General features: G+C 69.9%; 18 protein-coding genes. 11 read left to right on the top strand and 7 right to left on the bottom strand.

Annotation, left to right across the window (positions count from 1 at the left end; translation table 11 throughout):
• Nucleotides 1-31 precede the first annotated feature (31 nt).
• The gene (locus tag POL67_RS26415; RefSeq protein ID WP_271921886.1) at nucleotides 32-841 is read left to right on the top strand and encodes a DUF3025 domain-containing protein; all 810 of its coding nucleotides are present in this window, start codon (nucleotides 32-34) and stop codon (nucleotides 839-841) included.
• Here POL67_RS26415 and POL67_RS26410 read toward each other — a convergent pair.
• The gene (locus tag POL67_RS26410) at nucleotides 800-1,687 is read right to left on the bottom strand and encodes a hypothetical protein (RefSeq protein ID WP_271921884.1); all 888 of its coding nucleotides are present in this window, start codon (nucleotides 1,685-1,687) and stop codon (nucleotides 800-802) included. The genes POL67_RS26415 and POL67_RS26410 overlap by 42 nt on opposite strands.
• 152 nt (nucleotides 1,688-1,839) lie before the next feature.
• On the opposite strand from POL67_RS26410, the gene POL67_RS26405 reads away from it, so the two are divergent.
• From POL67_RS26405 to POL67_RS26395, 3 genes are all read left to right on the top strand, one after another.
• Nucleotides 1,840-2,823, top strand: a complete 984-nt coding sequence (locus POL67_RS26405) for a TIR domain-containing protein (protein WP_271921882.1) — start codon at nucleotides 1,840-1,842, stop codon at nucleotides 2,821-2,823.
• A gap of 193 nt (nucleotides 2,824-3,016) precedes the next feature.
• Nucleotides 3,017-3,640, top strand: coding sequence for a nuclear transport factor 2 family protein (locus tag POL67_RS26400; RefSeq protein WP_271921880.1), 624 nt, complete (start codon nucleotides 3,017-3,019; stop codon nucleotides 3,638-3,640).
• A gap of 77 nt (nucleotides 3,641-3,717) precedes the next feature.
• Nucleotides 3,718-4,905 (top strand): PAS domain-containing protein, encoded by a 1,188-nt coding sequence (locus tag POL67_RS26395; RefSeq protein WP_271921878.1) that lies wholly within the window; start codon nucleotides 3,718-3,720, stop codon nucleotides 4,903-4,905.
• A 350-nt stretch (nucleotides 4,906-5,255) separates the two neighbouring features.
• Here the strand turns inward: POL67_RS26395 and POL67_RS26390 are convergent, their stop codons facing one another.
• Nucleotides 5,256-6,116 (bottom strand): AraC family transcriptional regulator, encoded by an 861-nt coding sequence (locus POL67_RS26390; protein WP_271921876.1) that lies wholly within the window; start codon nucleotides 6,114-6,116, stop codon nucleotides 5,256-5,258.
• 57 nt (nucleotides 6,117-6,173) lie between these two features.
• Here POL67_RS26390 and POL67_RS26385 point away from each other — a divergent pair, with 57 nt between their 5' ends.
• Both POL67_RS26385 and POL67_RS26380 read left to right on the top strand, forming a co-directional pair.
• The gene (locus POL67_RS26385) at nucleotides 6,174-7,004 is read left to right on the top strand and encodes an HmuY family protein (protein WP_271921874.1); all 831 of its coding nucleotides are present in this window, start codon (nucleotides 6,174-6,176) and stop codon (nucleotides 7,002-7,004) included.
• A gap of 20 nt (nucleotides 7,005-7,024) precedes the next feature.
• The gene (locus tag POL67_RS26380) at nucleotides 7,025-8,596 is read left to right on the top strand and encodes an MXAN_6640 family putative metalloprotease (RefSeq protein WP_271921872.1); all 1,572 of its coding nucleotides are present in this window, start codon (nucleotides 7,025-7,027) and stop codon (nucleotides 8,594-8,596) included.
• Here POL67_RS26380 and POL67_RS26375 read toward each other — a convergent pair.
• A complete protein-coding gene (locus POL67_RS26375) occupies nucleotides 8,545-10,101 on the bottom strand; it encodes a S8 family serine peptidase (RefSeq protein ID WP_271921870.1) in 1,557 nt (518 codons plus the stop codon). The genes POL67_RS26380 and POL67_RS26375 overlap by 52 nt on opposite strands.
• Before the next feature lie 84 nt (nucleotides 10,102-10,185).
• Here POL67_RS26375 and POL67_RS26370 point away from each other — a divergent pair, with 84 nt between their 5' ends.
• Nucleotides 10,186-11,454 carry a tetratricopeptide repeat protein gene (locus tag POL67_RS26370; protein WP_271921868.1) on the top strand — a complete coding sequence of 423 codons (1,269 nt, stop codon included), beginning with the start codon at nucleotides 10,186-10,188 and terminating at the stop codon, nucleotides 11,452-11,454.
• A gap of 6 nt (nucleotides 11,455-11,460) precedes the next feature.
• On the opposite strand, the gene POL67_RS26365 is transcribed toward POL67_RS26370, so the two are convergent.
• The gene (locus POL67_RS26365) at nucleotides 11,461-12,387 is read right to left on the bottom strand and encodes a hypothetical protein (protein ID WP_271921866.1); all 927 of its coding nucleotides are present in this window, start codon (nucleotides 12,385-12,387) and stop codon (nucleotides 11,461-11,463) included.
• A gap of 143 nt (nucleotides 12,388-12,530) precedes the next feature.
• Here POL67_RS26365 and POL67_RS26360 point away from each other — a divergent pair, with 143 nt between their 5' ends.
• On the top strand, nucleotides 12,531-13,175 hold the full coding sequence (locus POL67_RS26360; RefSeq protein ID WP_271921864.1) for a hypothetical protein: 645 nt from the start codon (nucleotides 12,531-12,533) through the stop codon (nucleotides 13,173-13,175).
• Here POL67_RS26360 and POL67_RS26355 read toward each other — a convergent pair.
• A complete protein-coding gene (locus tag POL67_RS26355) occupies nucleotides 13,163-13,717 on the bottom strand; it encodes a dihydrofolate reductase family protein (protein ID WP_271921862.1) in 555 nt (184 codons plus the stop codon). The two genes, POL67_RS26360 and POL67_RS26355, sit on opposite strands and share 13 nt — an antisense overlap.
• A 63-nt stretch (nucleotides 13,718-13,780) precedes the next feature.
• On the opposite strand from POL67_RS26355, the gene POL67_RS26350 reads away from it, so the two are divergent.
• Genes POL67_RS26350 through POL67_RS26340 form a run of 3 tightly spaced genes read left to right on the top strand, consistent with a single transcriptional unit; the run spans nucleotide 13,781 to nucleotide 15,857 of the window.
• Nucleotides 13,781-14,776: a helix-turn-helix transcriptional regulator gene (locus POL67_RS26350; RefSeq protein ID WP_271921860.1), complete on the top strand. Its 996-nt coding sequence runs from the start codon at nucleotides 13,781-13,783 to the stop codon at nucleotides 14,774-14,776.
• A gap of 35 nt (nucleotides 14,777-14,811) precedes the next feature.
• Complete coding sequence (locus POL67_RS26345) at nucleotides 14,812-15,180, top strand: nuclear transport factor 2 family protein (protein WP_271921858.1); 369 nt, start codon at nucleotides 14,812-14,814, stop codon at nucleotides 15,178-15,180.
• Nucleotides 15,181-15,236: 56 nt separating this feature from the next.
• Nucleotides 15,237-15,857 carry an FMN-binding negative transcriptional regulator gene (locus tag POL67_RS26340; RefSeq protein ID WP_271921856.1) on the top strand — a complete coding sequence of 207 codons (621 nt, stop codon included), beginning with the start codon at nucleotides 15,237-15,239 and terminating at the stop codon, nucleotides 15,855-15,857.
• A gap of 31 nt (nucleotides 15,858-15,888) precedes the next feature.
• Here POL67_RS26340 and POL67_RS26335 read toward each other — a convergent pair whose 3' ends face one another.
• Both POL67_RS26335 and POL67_RS26330 read right to left on the bottom strand, forming a co-directional pair.
• Nucleotides 15,889-16,371 (bottom strand): YchJ family protein, encoded by a 483-nt coding sequence (locus tag POL67_RS26335; protein ID WP_271921854.1) that lies wholly within the window; start codon nucleotides 16,369-16,371, stop codon nucleotides 15,889-15,891.
• A 201-nt stretch (nucleotides 16,372-16,572) separates the two neighbouring features.
• Nucleotides 16,573-19,002, bottom strand: a complete 2,430-nt coding sequence (locus POL67_RS26330; protein ID WP_271921852.1) for a hypothetical protein — start codon at nucleotides 19,000-19,002, stop codon at nucleotides 16,573-16,575.
• Nucleotides 19,003-19,043 lie beyond the last annotated feature (41 nt).

The raw sequence follows: 19,043 nt of genomic DNA, 5'->3' as shown, positions 1-19,043 counted from the left end.
GGACGCCGCAGGGCGGTTTACCCTGGGGCGCGTGATCGCCTGGGATTCGGGGTTCTTCCGGAAAAGCTCCCTCTACTGGCCCATCCGGGATGTGGCGGCGCGCTTCGAAGGGGCCCTCGAGTGGCCGGCGGTCGAGGCTGTGGACGAGACGCTCTCCGAGGCTGCGGGTGTCCACTTTCGCCTCCAGCCGCCGCGCCCTCGGCGCCGTCGCGGCCGCAGGCCGGTCGACCCGTCCTCGCTCTATGACGCCCGCATCCATGTCGAGGGGTGGGTGCCGACGCGGCCTTCGAACTGGCATGATTTCCTGAATGCGCTCGTGTGGGCCACGTTTCCGGCGGGCAAGCGCGCGCTGCATGCTCGGCAGCACCGGACTGTCGCGGCGCGGCTCGGGGATGCGCCCAAGGCGCTGCCGGATCGGCGTACGCGTGAGCAGGACGGGCTTGCGATGCTCGACGAGGGCAGCCTGCTCCTGCTCGCCGACGAGGGACGCGTCCCTGCCATCATGGCGGCGCTCGAGGCGCGGGACACGTTGGCTGTGCAGAACGAAATGGCCGAAGGGAGCGCGCTTGCCCTCGTCTTTGGCCATGCGCTGTATGAGAGCCTCTTGCCGGAGGACCGCCGGTCGATCTGGGCGATGGTGGCTCTGCTCCCCTGCCCTGGGCCTTTGCCGACCGAGCGCCGTGCATGCACTCGGCTTGCGGATGCGCGCCTTGCGGAGCTCCTCACGACGCCGGGGACCTTCTCGCGGCCTGAGACGTTCCGGAGCTTGCCGCTCGACGAGCGGGTGCTTTGCGGGGAATCAGTTCTTCGACGCGAGCCAGGCGGCGAGCTCTTCGGGTGACAGATCGAGCACGAGGTCCCCGACCTGCTCGGCGCCGATCTCGCGTACCCGCTCGGCGAGGCGAGCGCGCTCCTCCGCGCGTAGGCTCTGCGCGAGCCTGCGTTCGAGCTGGCGCACGAGCAGCCGGAGCTCGCCTTCGAGGAGGCCCTCTGCGTGGCCTTCGGCGTGGCCTTCGGCAAAAAACTTACGACCGAGGTCACTTTGGGGTCGGTAGTTCTTCCACATGAGCGCCTCGATGGCCCTGCGTGCAGCCTCGCCCAGGGAGTATAGCACGACATCCATGTAAATCGCCTTGCGGTCCGGGTCTTCGATGCCTGCGATGGCGGCGATGGCGACGTCGAGGCCGACGTCGGTTCGTCCGTGGGCCATGGCGGAGAGCACGGCGAGCTCCGGCCGCTCGTGCGCGGCGGCCTCCTCCGTGACGACGGGGATGCCCTGGGGCCCGAGGACGAACGGGGTGAGGCGCGCCTCCCCTGGGCCGAGCACGATCGGCCGTGCCAGGCGCGCGGCGAGCGCGGCGTCGTGCGTGACGACGAGCAAGCACGCGGGGCACCGATACCGCGCCCGCGCGCCGACGACGTAGGCCGGCCAAGCGAAGGATTTGTCGGGGTCCGCGGAGAGCTGAGCCTCGACGAGGATGACGAGGACGGCCTGGCCGTCGAGCAAGAGGACGAGCAAATCGGCGCGTAACTCGCGGGGGATGACGTCGGCGATGTCGGCGGACTCGATGCGGGCCTCGGTGAAGGCCGGGAGCGCGACGGAGAAGACCTCCGCGAGCAGTTCCGCGGCGAGCACGGGGCGGTTGCGGAAGAGCTCGATGATCGCCTCGTGCGGCAGGGAAGGCACGCGCCCCGGATACGTTTGTCCAAGGAGGCGGTCAAGAAAAACGCGTGCGCTGCGCCTCGCGTCCACGTTGACAGCCGGGCGCGGCTGGGCATCATGGGCACGTCCCCCGAACCCGTCCGCGCCTCCCTCCGAGGCCGGGAACGAGGAATCCCATGTCGAACCGCCGCTCCCGTATCTTCATCGGGGCCTCCCTCGAAGGGCTGCCCGTGGCCCGCGAGCTCAAGCGTGGTCTCGCCGAGGATGCCGATTGCACCCTCTGGACGCAGGGCGCGTTCACCCTCGAGAAGCTCTGCCAGGCCTCGCCCGCCATCGAGTACGCAATCCTCGTGCTCGGGCCCGCCGATCTTTCGAGCGAGGCCGCCGCGGGGCGGAATCGGCCGCGCGACAGCGTCCTCTTCCAGATCGGCCTGTTCGCAGGGCTCCTCGGCCGCAGCCGCATGCTCCTCGTCCATTCGCGGGACATCCCCCTCGACCTCCCCCCGGACCTCGCAGGCCTCCGGACGGCGACGTTCTCCGACGCCGGCAACCTCGAATCGGCGCTCGCGCCGGTCCTGTCGCTCCTCCGCGGCGGGCTCGAAGGGCGCACCGCGCGCCTCGCGCGCCTCAGCCGCCCGAAGGACACGGCGAGCGCGTCTCCGAAGACGACCGAGGCCTCGCCCAAGGACGCGCCCCTCGATGCGCGGGCGCTGATCGAGCGGGCCCTCGACGTCGAGGACAAGCCGGGCGAGTCGATCGATCCCGACCTCGTCGAGGGGCTCTGGCGGGACGAGACGGACGATACCTCCCTCGTCGTGCGGATGATCGGCAGCGAGATGCGCGCGCCGTATGCGTTCCGCGGCGCGACCCGGCTCACCGGCGAGTTTTTCGGATGGAAGCTCCACGAGGGCGTGCTCTCCGGCCATTTTCGCTGGGTGCAGCAGGGCATCGAGGGCCGGATCGTCCTGCGGATGATCGGGCTCGATCGGCTGGAGGGCGTGTGGTTCTTCGGGTGGACCGACCGCGAGATCCAGCCCGAGGTCCTTTCGCGCGTCGCGCAGCCCATTCGCCTCGTGCGCCAGCGCGCCCCGCGCGCGTTGCCTCCCTGGTCGGAGGAGTTTTTCCGCGCCGCCGAGCTCGTGGCCAACGTGAAGCATTGAGCCGGCCCCTTCGGCGCGTCGCGTCGTCCTCCTGGTGGGATGCGCGCGTGCGGGGGCCGATGTTCGTCGAGGAACGGTTTCCTCGCCACCATCCCTCGGAGGGAGACGCCCGACAATGGGGCGTGTATGTTTGCAGAGCCCTTGACCCGGCGCGCGGGCGCGCTCTACCGTAGCCGGTTCGAGGAGGTTCACAATGAAGCAGAACAGCCGATCGAGTTCACGGGCTTCTTGGGGTCGCACGGGCGCCGCGGTATGCGCGGGGGCCATCGCGGCGAGCGCCTTCGGCGCTGCGAAGCCGGCCGAAGGTGGACATCACGGCGGTGGACTTCCCCAGGGCGGGGTGCCCGCCGCGCTGCAGCGCCTCGTCGACGAGGCGGAGATCGAGAAGCTGACCTATTGTTATGCCGAGGCGACCGACACCATCGGGCGCGGCGATCTCGAGGGTGGTCGGAGCCGTTACCAGCAATGCTTCACGTCGAATGCCATCGTCGCGGCATATTACCCCGGTGACGACCCGAACGGCCCCCCCAGCCTGATCTCCGGTCCCTCCGCGTGGGCGGACGTCGCGAAGAACGAGTTCGACACGGCGGGCTACGTCTCGACGCAGCACCTGAACGGCAACGTCGTCATCAACGTGCAAGGCAATACGGGGACGATGAAGACGTACCTCCAGGCGACGCACGTCCTCGAGGCGAACAGCTCCGTCGAAGTCGCACACGGGTGGTACGACGATATCGTCGTTCGCACGCCGCAGGGCTGGAGGATCGCCAAGCGCACGCTGCACCTCCAGACGTTCCTGCGCATCGAATCGCCCTGACGAAGGAAGGCCCCCCGGGGGGGGCGGGTCGTTGCGAGACCGCAGGCCACGACACGCATTGACGAGGGTTCCCTTGCATGTCTCTTTCTCCTGACGAGCACGACCTCCAGTACGAATTCTTCTTTCAGACGTCCCGGGACCTGCTTTGCGTGCTCCGCGCCGATGGGCGCATGATCCGCACGAACGAGGCATTTCGGACCACACTCGGGTATACCGAGTCGTCGCTCGTGGCCGAGGACTTCGCCCGGCTCGTGGTCCCCGAGGACGTCGCGCCGCTGCACACGTTCCTGCGTTCGAGCGCGGGCGAAGCGGAGCTCAAGCTCAATGCGAGGTTCGTGCACCGGGACCTGAGCCACCGGACGATCGTGTTTTCGCTGCGCCGCCTCGGCGGGAAGGTGTACGCGACCGGGATCGAGGTCGAGGCGCAGGGCCCCGTGGACGAATGGAAGCGGCGGCGGGATCTGCTCCAGAAGATGCAAATGACGGGGAGGGTCGGAGCCTGGGACGTCGATCTCGCGACGTCGACCCAGTACTGGACCGAGGAGACGTACCGGATCCACGAGCTGCCCGTCGGGTTCGATCCAAACGTCGACGTGTCGTTCTACACGCCGGAGCATCAGCCGATCATCGGGGCAGCCTTCGAGGCATGCGCCCGCGAGGGCAAGCCTTACGATCTACAATTGCAGATCGACACGGCGAAGGGCCGTCGGATCTGGGTGCGCACCTCAGGCACGGCGATCATGGAGAACGGCAAGGTGACGCGGGTCATCGGCGCCTTTCAGGACATCGACGACTACAAGCGTCGCGAGATCGAGCTCGAGGAGCAGCTCGCGATCATCGAGAAGCAGCGGTCAGAGATTCACGCGCTCTCGGTGCCGATCATCCAGGTGTGGGACGACGTGCTCGCGCTGCCAGTCATGGGCGAGCTCGATCAGGCGCGCGCAGACGACATGACGGAGCGGCTGCTCGAAGCCGTCGTGGCAAACGCAGCGCGGTTCGTGATCCTCGACCTGACCGGCGTGGAAGCCGTGGACGAGGGGACCGCCGAGCGGCTCTCGCGGATCCTCCGAGCCATCCGGCTCCTCGGCGCCGAAGGCTTCGTCACAGGCATCCGGCCAGGCCTGGCGCAGACGTTCATCTCGTGTTTCGGGGGCGGGTTCGAGGGCGTGACGACACTCCGGAACCTGCGCGAGGCCATCCAGGCATGCATGCGGGGCGGCAGGCGGCGGACGGACGGTCGAGCGGCGAGCGCCAAGGGAGCTTGAAGGCGTTTCGCCGGGGTTTCACCCCGGGCCCGACCAGGGGTTGTCCACCCCTGGACCCGGACCAGCGCAAGCGCTGGACGCGGGGTCGATGAACTGCGCTCCGCGCAGTTCATCGAACAGCCAGGGTCAAGACTGGCGACGACCCTGCCCACCAAGGCCGCAGCGCTGCAGATTCAACGGGCAGCGTGCTCGTCGCCAGCTTGGAACCCACCTCCGTGGTCTTGCCACCGGCCCGTTGGAAGAACTGCGCACCGCGCAGTTCTTCCACCTTCGGTCCAGGCCGTGCCTGGTTCGGGTCGAGGGGCGAACAGCCCCCGCGGGGTCCGGGGCAGCGCCCCGGCGCGGCGGCATCACCTCGGCGCCTCCAGGACGCCGCGGCGGTGCGCTGCCCGGAAGGCTGCGGGTGTCATGCCGCGTGCGCGGCGGAAGATGCGGATGAAATGGGTCGGGTCTGCATACCCGACACGCTCGGCGACGATGTCGATTCGCTCGTCCGATGTGACGAGCAGCCGTGCTGCCTCTGCGATGCGACCGGCCATGATCCACGCGCCGGCCGTCTTTCCGGTCGCTTGCCGGAGCGCCGTTGTCACGTGCGCGGGGGAGCGCCGCACGGCTGCGGCGACGTCGGCGAGCGAGATCGGCTCCATGCAATGCTTTTCGATGTAATCGAGCGCATCGGCGACGAGCGGCGAGCCTGCGGCTGAGATGTCCGGCGCGGGGAAGGGCTGCGCGCGCAGCACCTCGGCCAGGATCAGGGCGACGAGGCTCTGGACGACGAGCTTGTCTGTGGGGCTTTGGGGGGCGCTCGTCTCCTTTCCGAGTTCGCGGAAGAGCCCGAGGAGGTGCTCGTGTCGGGCGGAAGGGACGCTCACGACGGCGGACGCGCCGCTCCGTACGCGCTCGAAGGGCGCGAGGAGGGGCCCGAGTTCGCGTGAAGGGAGGCATGGGATGCAGAGGCCGAGGCCCCAGAACTCCGCGCCCTCCGTGGTGTGCATGCGGTGGGGCTCGCCCGCGGGTACGACGAGCACGTCCCCAGCGCTGAGCGTGTGGCGCCCGCGTTGCTCGACGATCGCCGAGCCGCCCACGTAAAACGACAGGACGGCGTACTCGTGCGTGGCGGGGCGCGACGGGGTTTTCTTGTCGCAGGCCACCGCCCGGCGGGCGACGAACGCAGCGCCGTGACCGGCGACCTCCCAACTCGTGCGGTTCATGGGGGGCATCCTACCAGAGCGCGCCATGTGGACGGAACTCGTGGTAGCATCGCGCCCATGCGTTTCTTTCTCCCTATCTCTCTCCTCGGCTCTCTCCTTGTGTTCGTTCCCGCCTGTAGTTCGGATCCGGCGGATCCCTCGGGCGCTGGCGCCTCCGGCGGCAGCGGCGGGGCCGGCGGCGCGGGCGGCGGTGGTGGCGGCGGCGGTGGCGGCGGCGAGCCGGCCGGTTGCAGCGAGCCGAACGAGGTTCCTTGTGAAGATCAGGTCATTCAGGGGATGAACCTCCAGAATGACATTGCCCCCGGCCTCATCACGAACGAGCCGGACGGCAGCGGCTTCCGCACCGGGGTCGACGCGACCGCAGGCGGCGCGTTCGTCTCGGATCCGGACTCGTATGTGTATGGAAAGTTCACCGAGACCGGCCTCCAGAAGGTCGAGATCTCCGACGAGGATTCGATCGCGTCGATGGACTGGGACATCGCGTTCCGGCGCTACGTCGTGCGGATCAACAGCGGAAACTCCGGCCCCTCCTGCGTCACGGCCACGCGCACGAAGGTCGACACGAAGTACGAGGAGGTCTCGGCGGCGCCCGATCTCCCGTTCCGCAAGGACGAATACTTCTCCGAGGCTTGCGAATTGATCCCGGATGGCTCGGGGTTGCCCGGGTCGCCGGCGACTGCGCTCTCGGGCTTCTGGACGTACACCTCGTGCGTGAAGATGACCGGGACCGTCTATGCGATTCGCCTCGCCGACGGTCGAGCGGTGAAGCTCATCGTGGACACGTGGTACGAGCCGTCCGTGCAGGAGCAGTGCAACACGACGGACTCGATTCCGATGATGAACACCGGCTCTGCGAACTACCGCATCCGCTGGGCGTTCCTGCCGTGAGGGCGGCTCGCCTCGTCGGGATGGCCGCGCTCTCTATGCTCGCCGCGTGTGGGCCGGAGGGCGCGGGGCTGGGGGGGCTCGGCGGGGATGCGCCGGCGCTCGTGCCCCTCGACCGGCCGGATACGCCGGGCAATGGGCTCCAGTTCAATTTCGAGCCGGGGGACGTCGTGGAGACGTTCGGCTCGCCCGGGGGGAAGTTCCTCGTCCATTTCACGCTCGCGGGCCCGCACGCGGTGCCGCTTTCGGACGCGGACGGCTCGGGCGCGCCCGATTTTGTGGAGCAGGTGGCGTCGGTCTACGACGAGGTGCTCGGCCATTACGAGGGGATGGGGTTCCGGCCGCCGCGCAGCGACGAGGGGCTGCCGGACAACGGGGGCGATGGCCGGTTCGACGTCTACCTCGTCGATTTCGCAGGGATAGGCGACGGCACCTACCAGACCGACACGTGCGGGCCGGACAAGCCGGATCAATGCACCGGCTACATGGTCCAGGAGAACGATTACAAGGGGTACAGCTACCCGTCGACGCTCGTCGCGAACCGCATCCTTGGCAGCCACGAGTTTTTTCATGCCGTCCAGGCCGCCTATGATCACGGCCAGGGGAGCGTCTTCAACGAGGGGACCGCGGTGTGGGCCACCGAGTCGTTTGATCCCACGCTCCCCGATTTCGAGGCGTTCATCGACGGCTACCTCGACAACGTCGACCGCTCGCTCGACGTGCCCCTGCCCGGGCCCGTGGATCCGTTCAGCTATGGCAGCGCGATCTTCTTCCAGTTCCTGGAGGAGCGTTATGGCGACGGCACGATCCGCACGCTGCTCGAAAAGACCGAGGACGGGGCGGACGGCGTGGCCGATCCGGAATGGCTCGCCGTGCTCGACCCGACGCTCGCCGCGGCGGCCGGCGCGTCCTTCCCCGAGGCGTTCGTCGAGTTCGCCACGTGGAACCTCTTCACGGCCCAGAGCGCCGATCCGACGCGCGGGTATACGAACGGCGCCAAGTATGCGCCCGTCAACATGGAGAGCGTCGGCGCGCCGTACACGGACGTGCTGCGGGTGTTTTACGCATCCTCCCAGTACTACCGGGTCGGGACGGGCGCGCGCGGGCAGATGACGGCCGCGCTCGCCACGCCGGAGGACGCCGCGGAGCAGGTCGACGATCTCGCGCTCCTCGTCACGACCCGCACGGGCACCACGGTCGGCCCCGTCGTCCGCGCGCTCGATGTACGCGCGGGCGTCGATCCGATCGATACGTCGGGCGCCGAGGATCTCGTCGTCGTCGTCGTGAACACCGCCCAGGCGGGCAACTCCCGCAAGCCCACCCTTTGCATCGGGTCCCCCGACGAGGTCGAGGCCTGCAAAACCGCCGTCGAGAGCCCCGGCAGCGGGAGCGGCGGCGGAGGTGGGAGCGGCGGCGCAGGCGGGAGCGGCAGCGGCGGCGGCGACCTTGGCGACCCGGACGACCCCGGCGATTGCGGCTGCGCGTTCTCTCCCGCCCCCACGGGCCCCGGCCTCGCGGCGCTCGGGGCCCTCGTGCTCCTCGGTCACCGCCGCGCGCGCCGTCGCAACGACAGGCCCGCGAGCAAGGCCCCGTAAAACGCCCCCGCCATCCACGTTTCTCCGCCCGTACGGCCCGCCCGGCAGGCGCAGCCCGCGTCCTCTTCGACGGGCGGATCCGGCGTCTTCACCGGCGGCTCCACGTCCCCCCGCGCCGCCGTCAGCGCGGCGACCGGGTCCACGATGCCGTGACCGAACACCACGTCATGCCCCGCCGCGTCCGGCGTCGCGTAGGGCGCGGGCCTCGCGGTCTCGACGAGCAAGTCCACGATCTCGGCCGAGCGCAGCTCCGGCGCGACGCTCGCGACGAGCGCGGCCACGCCGGCGGCCACGGGGCACGCCGAGGAGGTGCCGCCGAAGTTGAGCGTGTAATCGGTCGGATCGAGCCCGCCGGGCCCCACGATGTCGGTCGTGAGCGTGCCGATGGGCGCGACGAGGTCGAGCGAGGCGCCGAAGTTCGTGAAGAAGGTCTTGTCGTCGAACTGGTTGATCGCGCCGATCGTCAGCACGCCGCGCACGGCGTTGAGCTCGTCGTCGCCGAGCTCGCGGTTGTCGTTGCCGGCCGCGAAGACCACGACCGCGCCCTTGCCGCCGCGGCCGTTGTCGAAGACGTTGTTGATCGCGTCGCGCAGCGTCGCCGGGACGGGCATGGCCTCGACGTACCCCCAGCTATTCGAAACGACGGCCGCGCCCGTTTGCAGCGCGAAATCGAAGGCCTTGATGGGCGCGGAGAGCGGCGTGGCCTCGTCGGCGAGCATGCGGACGCACCGCAGGCGGCATTCAGGGCAGGCGCCCGCGATCCCGACGCCGTTGTTCGTGGCCGCGCCGATGATCCCAGCGCACGCCGTGCCATGCTCGGCGCCCGAGAACGCCGGGTCGTAACTCGCGTCGTCGTCGCCGTCGACCACGTCGATGCCCGGATCGAGCTTGCCCTGGAGATCGGGGTGCGTGAGATCGCAGCCGCTGTCGATGACCACGACCGTGGTCCCCGCATCGCCCTGCGTGATGCCCCAGGCCTCGGACATGCGCATGCTGTCGTCGCCGAAATACCATTGTCCGGAGAAACGAGGGTCGTTGGGGGTAAAAGGTTCGCCGCGGCGCTCCATGTGGACGTAGAGGTTCGGCACGGCGTCGCGCACGCCTTCGGTGCGGGCGTCGGTGCGCGCGAGGTGGGCGGCGATGGAGAGGCCGTCCGCGCCGGCCGTGTCCTCCACGAGCCAGAGGCCGATCGAGGGCATGAGCGGCTCGACGAGGCGATAACCTCGGCGCGCGAGGGCTTCTTCGCCGCCCGGATCGAGGCGGACGACGGCGGTGTGATCGATCGAGGCCAAGAACGATCGCGATCCGTACCGAAGGCGGACGGGCTTGAGGCTCCGGCCGCGGGGATCGAGGGCCGCCGCGCCGAGGCGCTCGGCCGTGACGGCTTCGTCTCCGTCGAGGAAGGTGGACGCCTCGGGCGTGGGCGCGGCGTGGGCGCGTGGCGCGGCGAAGAGCGTCGCGAGGAGCGGGAGGATCGTGCAAGCGTGCTGGATTCGGGGAGCCATGCGGCCTCCGGGGCGAGGGGTCCTGCCGCGCAGTGTACGCCGAGCCTTGACGGGACGCGCGGCCTCGTGTTTTTTGAGCCGGCGATGCTCTCGATTCGTGCTTCGATTCCCCTCGCCGCCCTCGCCTCCCTCGTGGCTTGCCAGGACGGAGGCGTGTCCCCGCCGCCCGCGCTTTCGGCCACGCCGCAGGCCCCGGCGCCCACGGCGTCGGCTTCGGCGGCCCCGACGGGCGCGGCCCTCGGCGCGGACCTTCCCCGGCCGAAGCGCCCGAAGACCCGCGAGGCGCCGAGCCCCGAGAAGATGCGCGCGTACCGAAAGCACCTCGCGGAGGGGCGGCTCCTCGGCGGGAAGTCGCAATGGCCGGAGGCGATCAAGGAGTTCGAGAAGGCGCTCGCCGTGGTGCCGGGCGACGCGCCCGCGTTGACGGAGCTCGGCTGGGCGGCGTTCAAGGCCGGCGAGCTCGATCGAGCCAAGCAATCGAACGAGGAGGCCCTCCGCCGCACGACGAGCCCGAAGCTCCAGGCGATGGCGCATTACAACCTCGGCCGTATCGCCGAGGAGCGCAAAGATCCGAAGGCCGCGCTCGACCATTACCGGAAATCGGTCGCGCTCCGGCCGAACGAGACGGTGGAGAAGCGGATCGCGGAGCTCTCGAAGCAAGAGAAGGCGCCCGCGGCGCCGGCGGCCGAGCCCCTGCCCTGCCAGACCGCGGCGGTCAAGATCGCCGACGTCTGCGCCTGCCTCACGAAGCCGGAGCCGGGGGATCCGGAGGTGCCGCGGCCGTGCGAGCCGGTGAAAGAGCCCAAGCTGCCCCGGCCCGAGCTCACGTTGCTGGAGGCGCAGACGGGCGTCTTTCAGACGGACTGGATCCTCGTCGCCAAGGGCGAGAAGGGGTTTGTGCCGGTCGGGAAGATCGGATCGACGCACAACCCGGGCGCGTTCGGCATTTACGAGGAGCTCACGATCCCCACCGTGACCGAAAAGACGGCCGGCAAGACGACGGTGCTCTGGTTCGAGGCGCGGCGCGATCGACACGACTCGGACATGGGGATCGACGAATACGAGGAGGAGACGGTCCGGACCGTGACCCTGTGCGTGCCGCCCCAGGGAAAAACGACGGAATGGAAATGCCCGCTCACGGTGCCCGTGGAGCGGACGTACATCCGCGACCGCATGCAGCTCGAAGGCTTCACGCCCGACGCCGAGACGCGCAAGCTCATGACGAAGGGGTTGCCAATCAAGGAAGGCTGGGCGCTCGACGTGAAGCTCGGCGACGGCAAGGCCGAGGTGAGCGTCACCGGGGGCAAGCCGCCGGCCCAGGTGGCCGCGCTCGTGGGATCCCACCCGCTGTAGTCGGCTCTATTTGCGCCGTCGCCGCAGCGCCACGACGGCGCCTTTGCCGTGGGTCGGCGCGTCGTCCGGCGGCAAGGCCACGACGAGGCGCTCGATGGCCGGGAGCACCCGCGTGACGGCGCGCTCGGCGCCGAGCTCGTCGAACGGGCCCGGGTAAACAAGGACGAGGACGTAGATCGTGGCGAACGAGCGCGCGAGGTAGCCGAGCCCCTCCTCCAGCACGCCCTCGTGCAGGTGCTCGCCCCGGTGCAGCTCGGCCATCGTGGGGTTTTTTCGAACGCGCGTGATGGCCGCGCGGGCGAGCTGGACCCGGCGCCCGATCGCCTCGCGATCCTCGGCCGAGAGCGGCGCGAGCTCGTCCACCGGCGGGACCAGGCGGAAGCGGCGGGCAGAGGGCTCCTCGGGCTCCTTGCGCTCGCCCGGCGGCGGGATCGTGAGGCTGCCCGGCCTGCGCACGAGCGCGACCCAGGAGATGCCCGCCGCGTGGGCGCGGGCGAAGGTCTCGGCGACGCGGGCCTCGGCCTCGGGGTCGTCCGTGCCCGTGGGGGCCTCGGAGGCGCCCCAGACGACGGGCGAGGTGGCGTCGATGACGAGGGCCCCGAGCGCGCCCGTGCGGCCCGCGAGCGCGGAGAGCTCGGCCCGCAGCGCTTCGGCCGGCTCGGGGCGCGGGCGCGGGACCTCGGCGGCGACCTCGCCGAAGAGGTCGGCGAACGACTCGATGAGGGTCGCGAGGCGCGCCTCCTTGTCGGCGCGGTCCACGAGAGGCGCGGCGAACGTGACGACGAGCTGGCGCCCCCGGCCGAGGTCCCAGCGCAACGTGGTCCCGTCCCCGTCCGCGCTGGGATCGGCGTCGCTCGGGACGATCTGGACCGAGACGGCGTCGAGCTCACGCTCGAGGATGGTCGCGAGGCGCTGTCGCGTGGCAGGGGTCATCCGCGACGCACTCTACCCGAGCGCGTCACGTCGTCCAATTTCAGCGGAGTCTGCCGGCGGAGCCGTTTCAGCAAGAACGGCCGAGCCATCCGGACCACGCGTGATAGAGATGGGTCTCGGCGCCGCGCGCCGAGGAGGTCGCATTGCAAAGCCACGTCGTGTTTGCCGCCGTCGTCGCAGCGCTCTTCGTTGTTGGCTGCGCAGGACGCGCGGTCGTCGAGGCCGAGACCGACGCGGGGGCTTCAGGATCGGGCGGGGGAGGCGGCGCGCCGCTCGTCGATGCCGGCGTGGAGGACGCTGCGGGAGGCGCAGGCACGATCGAAGGGGGGCCGTTTCAACTTTGCCCGATGGACGGAGTCGTGACGGCGGCGGTCACGGGCACGACGCCGCTCGGCGCCATCGACCTCCCGTACGGCTGGATGGGTACCTTGAACGCGGAGTGTGGGGGGATCCATGTCGTGCTGAGCGCGGCATCTTCGTTTGATCCCTCGTTCGGGACCAAGCCGTCGTCGCCGTCGCTCGCGTTCGGTCGGACCATGTTTCTTCCGATGACGGGACTCCTCGGCGCAGCGGAGGCCAACGTCGAGGTCGAGGTCGACGGTGCGTTCGCCTCGGCGACGGGATGGCTGGATATCACCCGCGCGGACCCGATGCCCGACGGGCCTGTGGAGGAAGGCATGGACTCCCCTCGGACCGAGGGGACGATCAGCGTCCAAGGCCCCGGCTGGGACGTCTCCGGGAGCTTCACCGCGCTCTACTGCAACTGGATGGATATTTATTGCCCTTGAGACTGCGCCGGGACCTCGTACCGCAGCTCGACCAATCCACGGCCGAAGCGGGTGATGCCCTGGAGCTCGAGCGGGCCCGGAATCGAGGCGGGCAGGAGCGGCGCCCCGCTGCCGAGCACGACCGGAACGACGCCGAGCAGGATCTCGTTCAGATGTCCGCGTTTTGCGAACTGGGCGACGAGGTTGCCGCCGCCGACGAGCCAGATGTGTTTCCCTCCGGCTGCGCGCACCATCTGCTCGTGCACGACGCTGACGTCCTCGGTGGTGAAGTGGATGTCCCCTCCCGCGATGGCCGGTAGGTCGCGATGGGTGAACACCCAGGTCGGCAGGTCGGCGTAGGGCCAGGCCTCGCGGCTCTCGGCGAGGAGGAACTCGTAGGTCGCCGCGCCCATGGCCAGCGCCCCCACGCCCGCGAGGAAGGCCTTGTAGTGCGCGTCCACGCCTTCAACGCCGTTGAATTGAAGGAGCCATCCGAGATGACCCTCGGCGTCCGCGATGTACCCGTCGATGCTGGCCGCTACGTAGTATTGGGTCTTGGTCATGGACGGAGTATGCCGAAGGATCCCTGACATCTCCTGTCAGTGTTTTTCTGGCATGATGCGCGCGTGCGATCCAGCCGGCTCCTCGCGCTCCTCCTCGTCCTCCAGCAACGCCGACACGCCACCGCCGCGGAGCTCGCGGATGAGCTCTCGGTCTCCGTCCGCACGCTCTACCGGGACATCGCGTCGCTGATGGCGGCCGGGGTCCCGCTCTGGACCGAGTCGGGGCCGGGCGGCGGGATCCGCCTCGTCGAGGGATGGCGTACGCGCCTCGATGGCCTGACCGCCGAGGAGGCGAGCGCCCTCTTCCTCTCGGGCGCGCCGCAGGCGGTCGCCGACCTCGGCCTGGCCACGGTCGCGGTGACGGCCCGCGTCAAGGTCGACGCCACCCTGCCGGCCGAGCTGCGAGGCCGCGCCAGCCGGATCCGGGAGCGATTCCTGCTCGACGCGCCCGGGTGGTTCACGCGCCCCGAGCAGCTCGTGGCGCTGCCCGTCGTCGCCGAGGCGGTGTGGGACGGTCGCCGGCTCGACCTCTCTTATGGCGAACGGTCGAACCGCCGTCGCGTCGATCCGCTCGGGCTCGTGCTCAAGGCGGGCACGTGGTACCTGATTGCGCGACATCGGCAGGACATCAAGACCTACCGGATCAGCCGAATCCACCGGGCCGGCATCCGGGCCGAGACGTTCGTCCGGCCCGGCGGCTTTGATCTCGCCGCATGGTGGGCCGATTCGTCGGCGGCGTTCGACAGGTCCTTGCTCACCTATCGCTGCCGGGTTCGCCTCTCCTCGGACGCACAAAGGAGCCTCCCGCGTGTGGTCCCGCATGACGCCGTCCGCCGCATGCTCGAGGACGCCGGGCCGCCCGACGCCGAGGGATTTCGGACGGTGGATCTCCTCTTGGAGAGCGAGGAGGTAGCCGCGGACCAGCTCACGGGCCTGGGCGACGGCGTCGAGGTGATCACGCCGGAAGCCCTGCGCGATCGGCTGTATACGGTGGGCCTGCGAATGGCGCAGCGGAATGCGCCGTCACGCTCCTCTGCTGCCTCGGGCGTTGTGGATTGACGACGCGGCGAAACTGCGCGAACACCTCGGGCACCATGGATGCGGCGCTCGTCGTTCGATCGGTATGGGAAGGCATGGAAGCGAGGGACTGGGACGCCGTGCGGCGCCTGCTCGCCGAGGATCTGGTCGTGACGTGGCCGCAGACGCGGGAGCGGATTCGCGGCGCGGATGCCTTCGTCACGTTGAACCGGACCTACCCCGGGGACTGGCACATCACCGTGGAGGAGGTGCTCGCCGTGGGGGATCGCGCGGCTGCGCGGGTGACCATCGTCAACGGGGCCGACGTGTTTTACGCAAGCGGGTTTTACGCCGTGCGTGGCGGGCAAATCGTCGAGGCCACGGAGACCTTCGCCGACCCGGGGGAGCCTCCGTATGACCGCGGGCACCTGGCCGAGCGGTATTGACGGTATCCCACCAAAACTCGACGGCGAGAGGCCCCGTCCGTTATCCTGCGCTCCGCGTGTACCTCCCCCGAGCCTTCCAAGCATCCGATCCGGCCGAGATCCACGACTTCATCGAGGCCTACTCCTTCGGCGCGCTCATCGTTGCCCAGGCCGACGGCGCCCTGGAGATCGCACACCTGCCCTTCCTCCTCGATCGCCGCGCGGGGCCCCACGGCACCCTGCGCGCCCATGTCGCGCGGCCAAACCCCATCTGGAAGCTCGCCGCCGCGGGTCACCCCGCGACCGTCGTCTTCTCGGGCCCGCATGGATACGTCTCGGCGCGCTGGTACGAGCACCCGCGCGAGCAGGTCCCGACCTGGAACTACATGGTCGTGCACGCCCACGGCCGCCTCGAAGCTCCCATGGATCGAACGAGTTTGTCGGCCCTGCTCGACGATCTCTCCTCTTTCCACGAGCGCGGCGCCTCCGAGCCGTGGCGCATGGAACACCTCGAAGACGCCTTCCGCGAGGATTTGCTCGACGCGATCGTGGGCCTCTCCCTCCCCATCGATCGCCTGGAGGCCAAGTTCAAATTGAGCCAGAACCGCTCGCCGGAGGACAGGGCGCGCGTGATTCGCGCCCTCCGCGAGCGCGGAGGACCGGACGACCTCGCAATGGCCGAGCGGATCCGAGAATGAAGCGACGCGGGGCGCGTTCGTCGGCCCCCAGCTATCGCGTCGAAAACGTCTCGCGGAACGCCGCGATCGTGAGGCCTTTCGGATCGGCCACCTTCGCGGCGGCGATCTGCTGTCCGCTCCGATAACGAATGCCCTCGCCGTCGTGCGCGAATTCGCTGAGCTCGACGAACGAGCGGTCCTGCCCTTTTTCGAATACCCGCGCATGAAAGAGCACGTGCCAGAAGCCGGCCTCGTCGGGGCCGTCGTGGTCGAGCACGTCGAGGCGCATGAACTTGAGCGTGGAGGTCGCGTCCCGGATCTCGCGGATCACCTCGGCCTCGGGCCGCTTGCGGTCCTCGTGGTCGGGGTGGAGCGTGCGCAGGACGTACGCCGACTCCTTCCGCGCATACGCCGCAAAACGCGAGCGCATCAGCGTCACGGCGTCGGGCGCCTCACGCTCGCCGCGGTGATAGGGGGCACAACACTGCGCGTAGGGCAAACCGGAGCAGCAAGGACAATCTCGGGCTGGGGCCATGGTGTGACGTGGCAACGTAGCAGAAGCGAGGCCCCGGGGGGCCAAACGTGCGTCACGGCAACGGATCTGCCGCGCACATCGAGCACGTACCCTGTGGGCTGGCCGCCGATCGGGATCCGCGTGATCCGGACGAGCGGCTCGATCGCGGCCGGGCGGGAACTCGAGGTCGGGCCGCCGTGCACGGAAATGGAGCGCATGACGCTAACGACGACACCGGAGGAGCACGCGCCCCTCGCCCCCTTCCCGCTCCGACCAGGCGACGCAGACGGCCTCGCCCGACGCCGCGATCGCGGGATCCACCGACGCTCCCTCGCTCCGCGAGACCGAATCCCCCGGCGCCGCGCCTGCTCCGCTTGCGCTCCAAGCTCCCCCGACGAACCGTTTGACCAGGACCTCGCCCGACGCGCGATCGGCATACGCGACGTGCAGCCCGCCGGCCTCGTCGAATGTGATTGCCGGGCTCCCGCCGGGCCCCGGCGCGTCCCCTGCCCCGGCCGCGCCCGGCGCGAGAAGGGTGGTCCAGGACGAACCTTTGAAGAGGGCCACGTAAGGCGCCTCGGCCGGGTTCCACCGGAAAGCGAGGCCGAGCTCGCCGGAAGGGCCGGCCGCGAGGTCGAATCGCTCCGGGGGGAAACCGGTGCTCGGCGTGGGCGGGCTGGTCCAGGGCGGCAGATTCACGAATCGATCCCCTTCGAGGCGCCTCGTGTACACGACGAACGCGCCAATCTTCCAGTCGAGCATCCCCACGACGGGCCTCCCCGCGCCGTCCGTGGTCATCGCCGGCGTGATGTAGACGGGCGCGGGGTCCGAGGAAATCAGCCGGAGCGCTTGCCCCTGCTCCAGGAAACGCGAAAGGCCGAGCTTGCTCTTCGCGCGGTCCGCCCAGCCCACGACGGGCGCCCCGGATTCATCCATTTCGACGCCGAACGCGAGTGTTTGCCCGGCGTGGGGCCCGCCCGGCGCTCCCTCCTTTCGCGCCACGTGCAAGATTTCCCATGAACGCCCGTCCCAGCGCGCCACCACCATCGCCCCGCCGGCGGACGTGGAAAACACCAGAAGGACCCGCCCCTCGACATCGATTGTGAGGGCCGGGCGGAGCCCGGACCCCGGACGCCCCGGCTCCAGCGGGAGCTCGGGCGCCGTCTCCCACGTGCAGCCCGTCCAGCGCCGCACGACGATCGTGCGCTTCGCGCCGTCCACGAGCCAAGCCACGGCGACCTTGCCCCCGCGCATCGCGAGCACCGGCGGAACCCCCTCGGCCACACCTCGACCGAGCCCGTCCTCGGGCTCCGCGGCTCCGCCCGGCGCGTGATACGCCCCCGCAGACCAGATTCGCGCCGCGATCTCGCTCCCCCCGCGAACCACGACGGCAGGCGGAGCCGACCCCTCGGGCAATGCCACGGCGAGCGACCCGTGGCTCCGCGCGGGCGGAAAATCCGCGGCGCCTGGGCCTCCCGTGAGCTCGACGGGGATATCGTTTTCCCACGCCACGACCCGGAGCTCGGATCGAGGTCCACTCGTATCGAGCACGGCGATGCGCGGACGTGCCCCGCCTGCGAATGCGAGGATTTGCCCGAAGAGCGGCCGATCCGCTGGTTGCTTCGCTTCCCGGGAGCCTTTTTCGTCGCTCCACCACACGTGCACCCGATACCGGAGCCCGCCCTGGTCGGTGACCTGCTCGTTCCACGCCTTCCAGTGCACGTTTTTGGGGCCGAACGTGATCCAGGGATCCCCCATGAAGATCGCGTCGTGCTTGGGCACGATTTCGGACTCCGTGGTGAAGGCACTGCCGGTCCAGGCAAGGACGCTGATGGCGCGGTCCTTCCGGAACGTGATGTAGGGATGCCCCTTGGGATCCGACGTCAAGGTAATGTTCTTCGTATGGGGCGCGCAAGCATCGACGGGCCCGATTCCGGGGGACGACCACGTCACCCACGCGGCGCCGGTCCACCGGTGCACGACGGCGCGCATGGCCCCGATCCCCGCCTCGGCCCACGCGACCAGGGGTCGGCCCTCGACGTCCACGGCGAGCTGGGCCGGTGCGACGGGTTGAACCACGAGAGGACAGGTGATGATCCGGGGCGGCCCGGGAATGCTGAACACCCGGGCGGGCGGCGGCTTTTTCGGCGAGAGATCCACCACGGCGTTCCCTTCGATGCGATGGACCCGCACGTGTGTGTCTTCGAAGAAAGACACGAGCACGCGCCCCACCGAATCGCGTGAAAGCGTGACGGCGCCAAACCCCCCGACATTCCCCGCCGAAATGGGCGGCAAGTCCTGGAACCGCCCTCCTTCGAGCCTGCGCAAGCGGACGCCGGGCGTTTCTGCCCAGGCGACGACGAGCCGCCCCTCGGCATCGTACACGGCGCTCGGCGTCGCCCCGGGGCCCGCGGCCGGAGAGATGACGCCGGGGCTCGGCGCGGGGGTGGCGGAGGACGGCGGCGCCGAGGTGCCGAGCGCAAACCAGCCTCGATCGGATGTCGTTTCGTCGAGGGCGCCGGGGCAAAGGACGAGCGGGCGCGGCGCGGAGGTCGCGACCGGCAGGCTCGAAGCGCGCGGCGAGGACGTCGCGGGGTGCGAGGGTTTTGCGGGCGCAGGCCCACAGCCAGCCGCGAGGCTCCCGAGGGCCAAGAAGACCAAGCGCCGGCGTGGGGAGGAGGCACGAGCCATGA

The organism is Polyangium mundeleinium, from assembly GCF_028369105.1.
Classification (GTDB): domain Bacteria; phylum Myxococcota_A; class Polyangia; order Polyangiales; family Polyangiaceae; genus Polyangium; species Polyangium mundeleinium.
The sequence above is the reverse complement of the archived record's forward strand: the minus strand, read 5'-3'. Positions and strand labels throughout refer to the sequence as shown.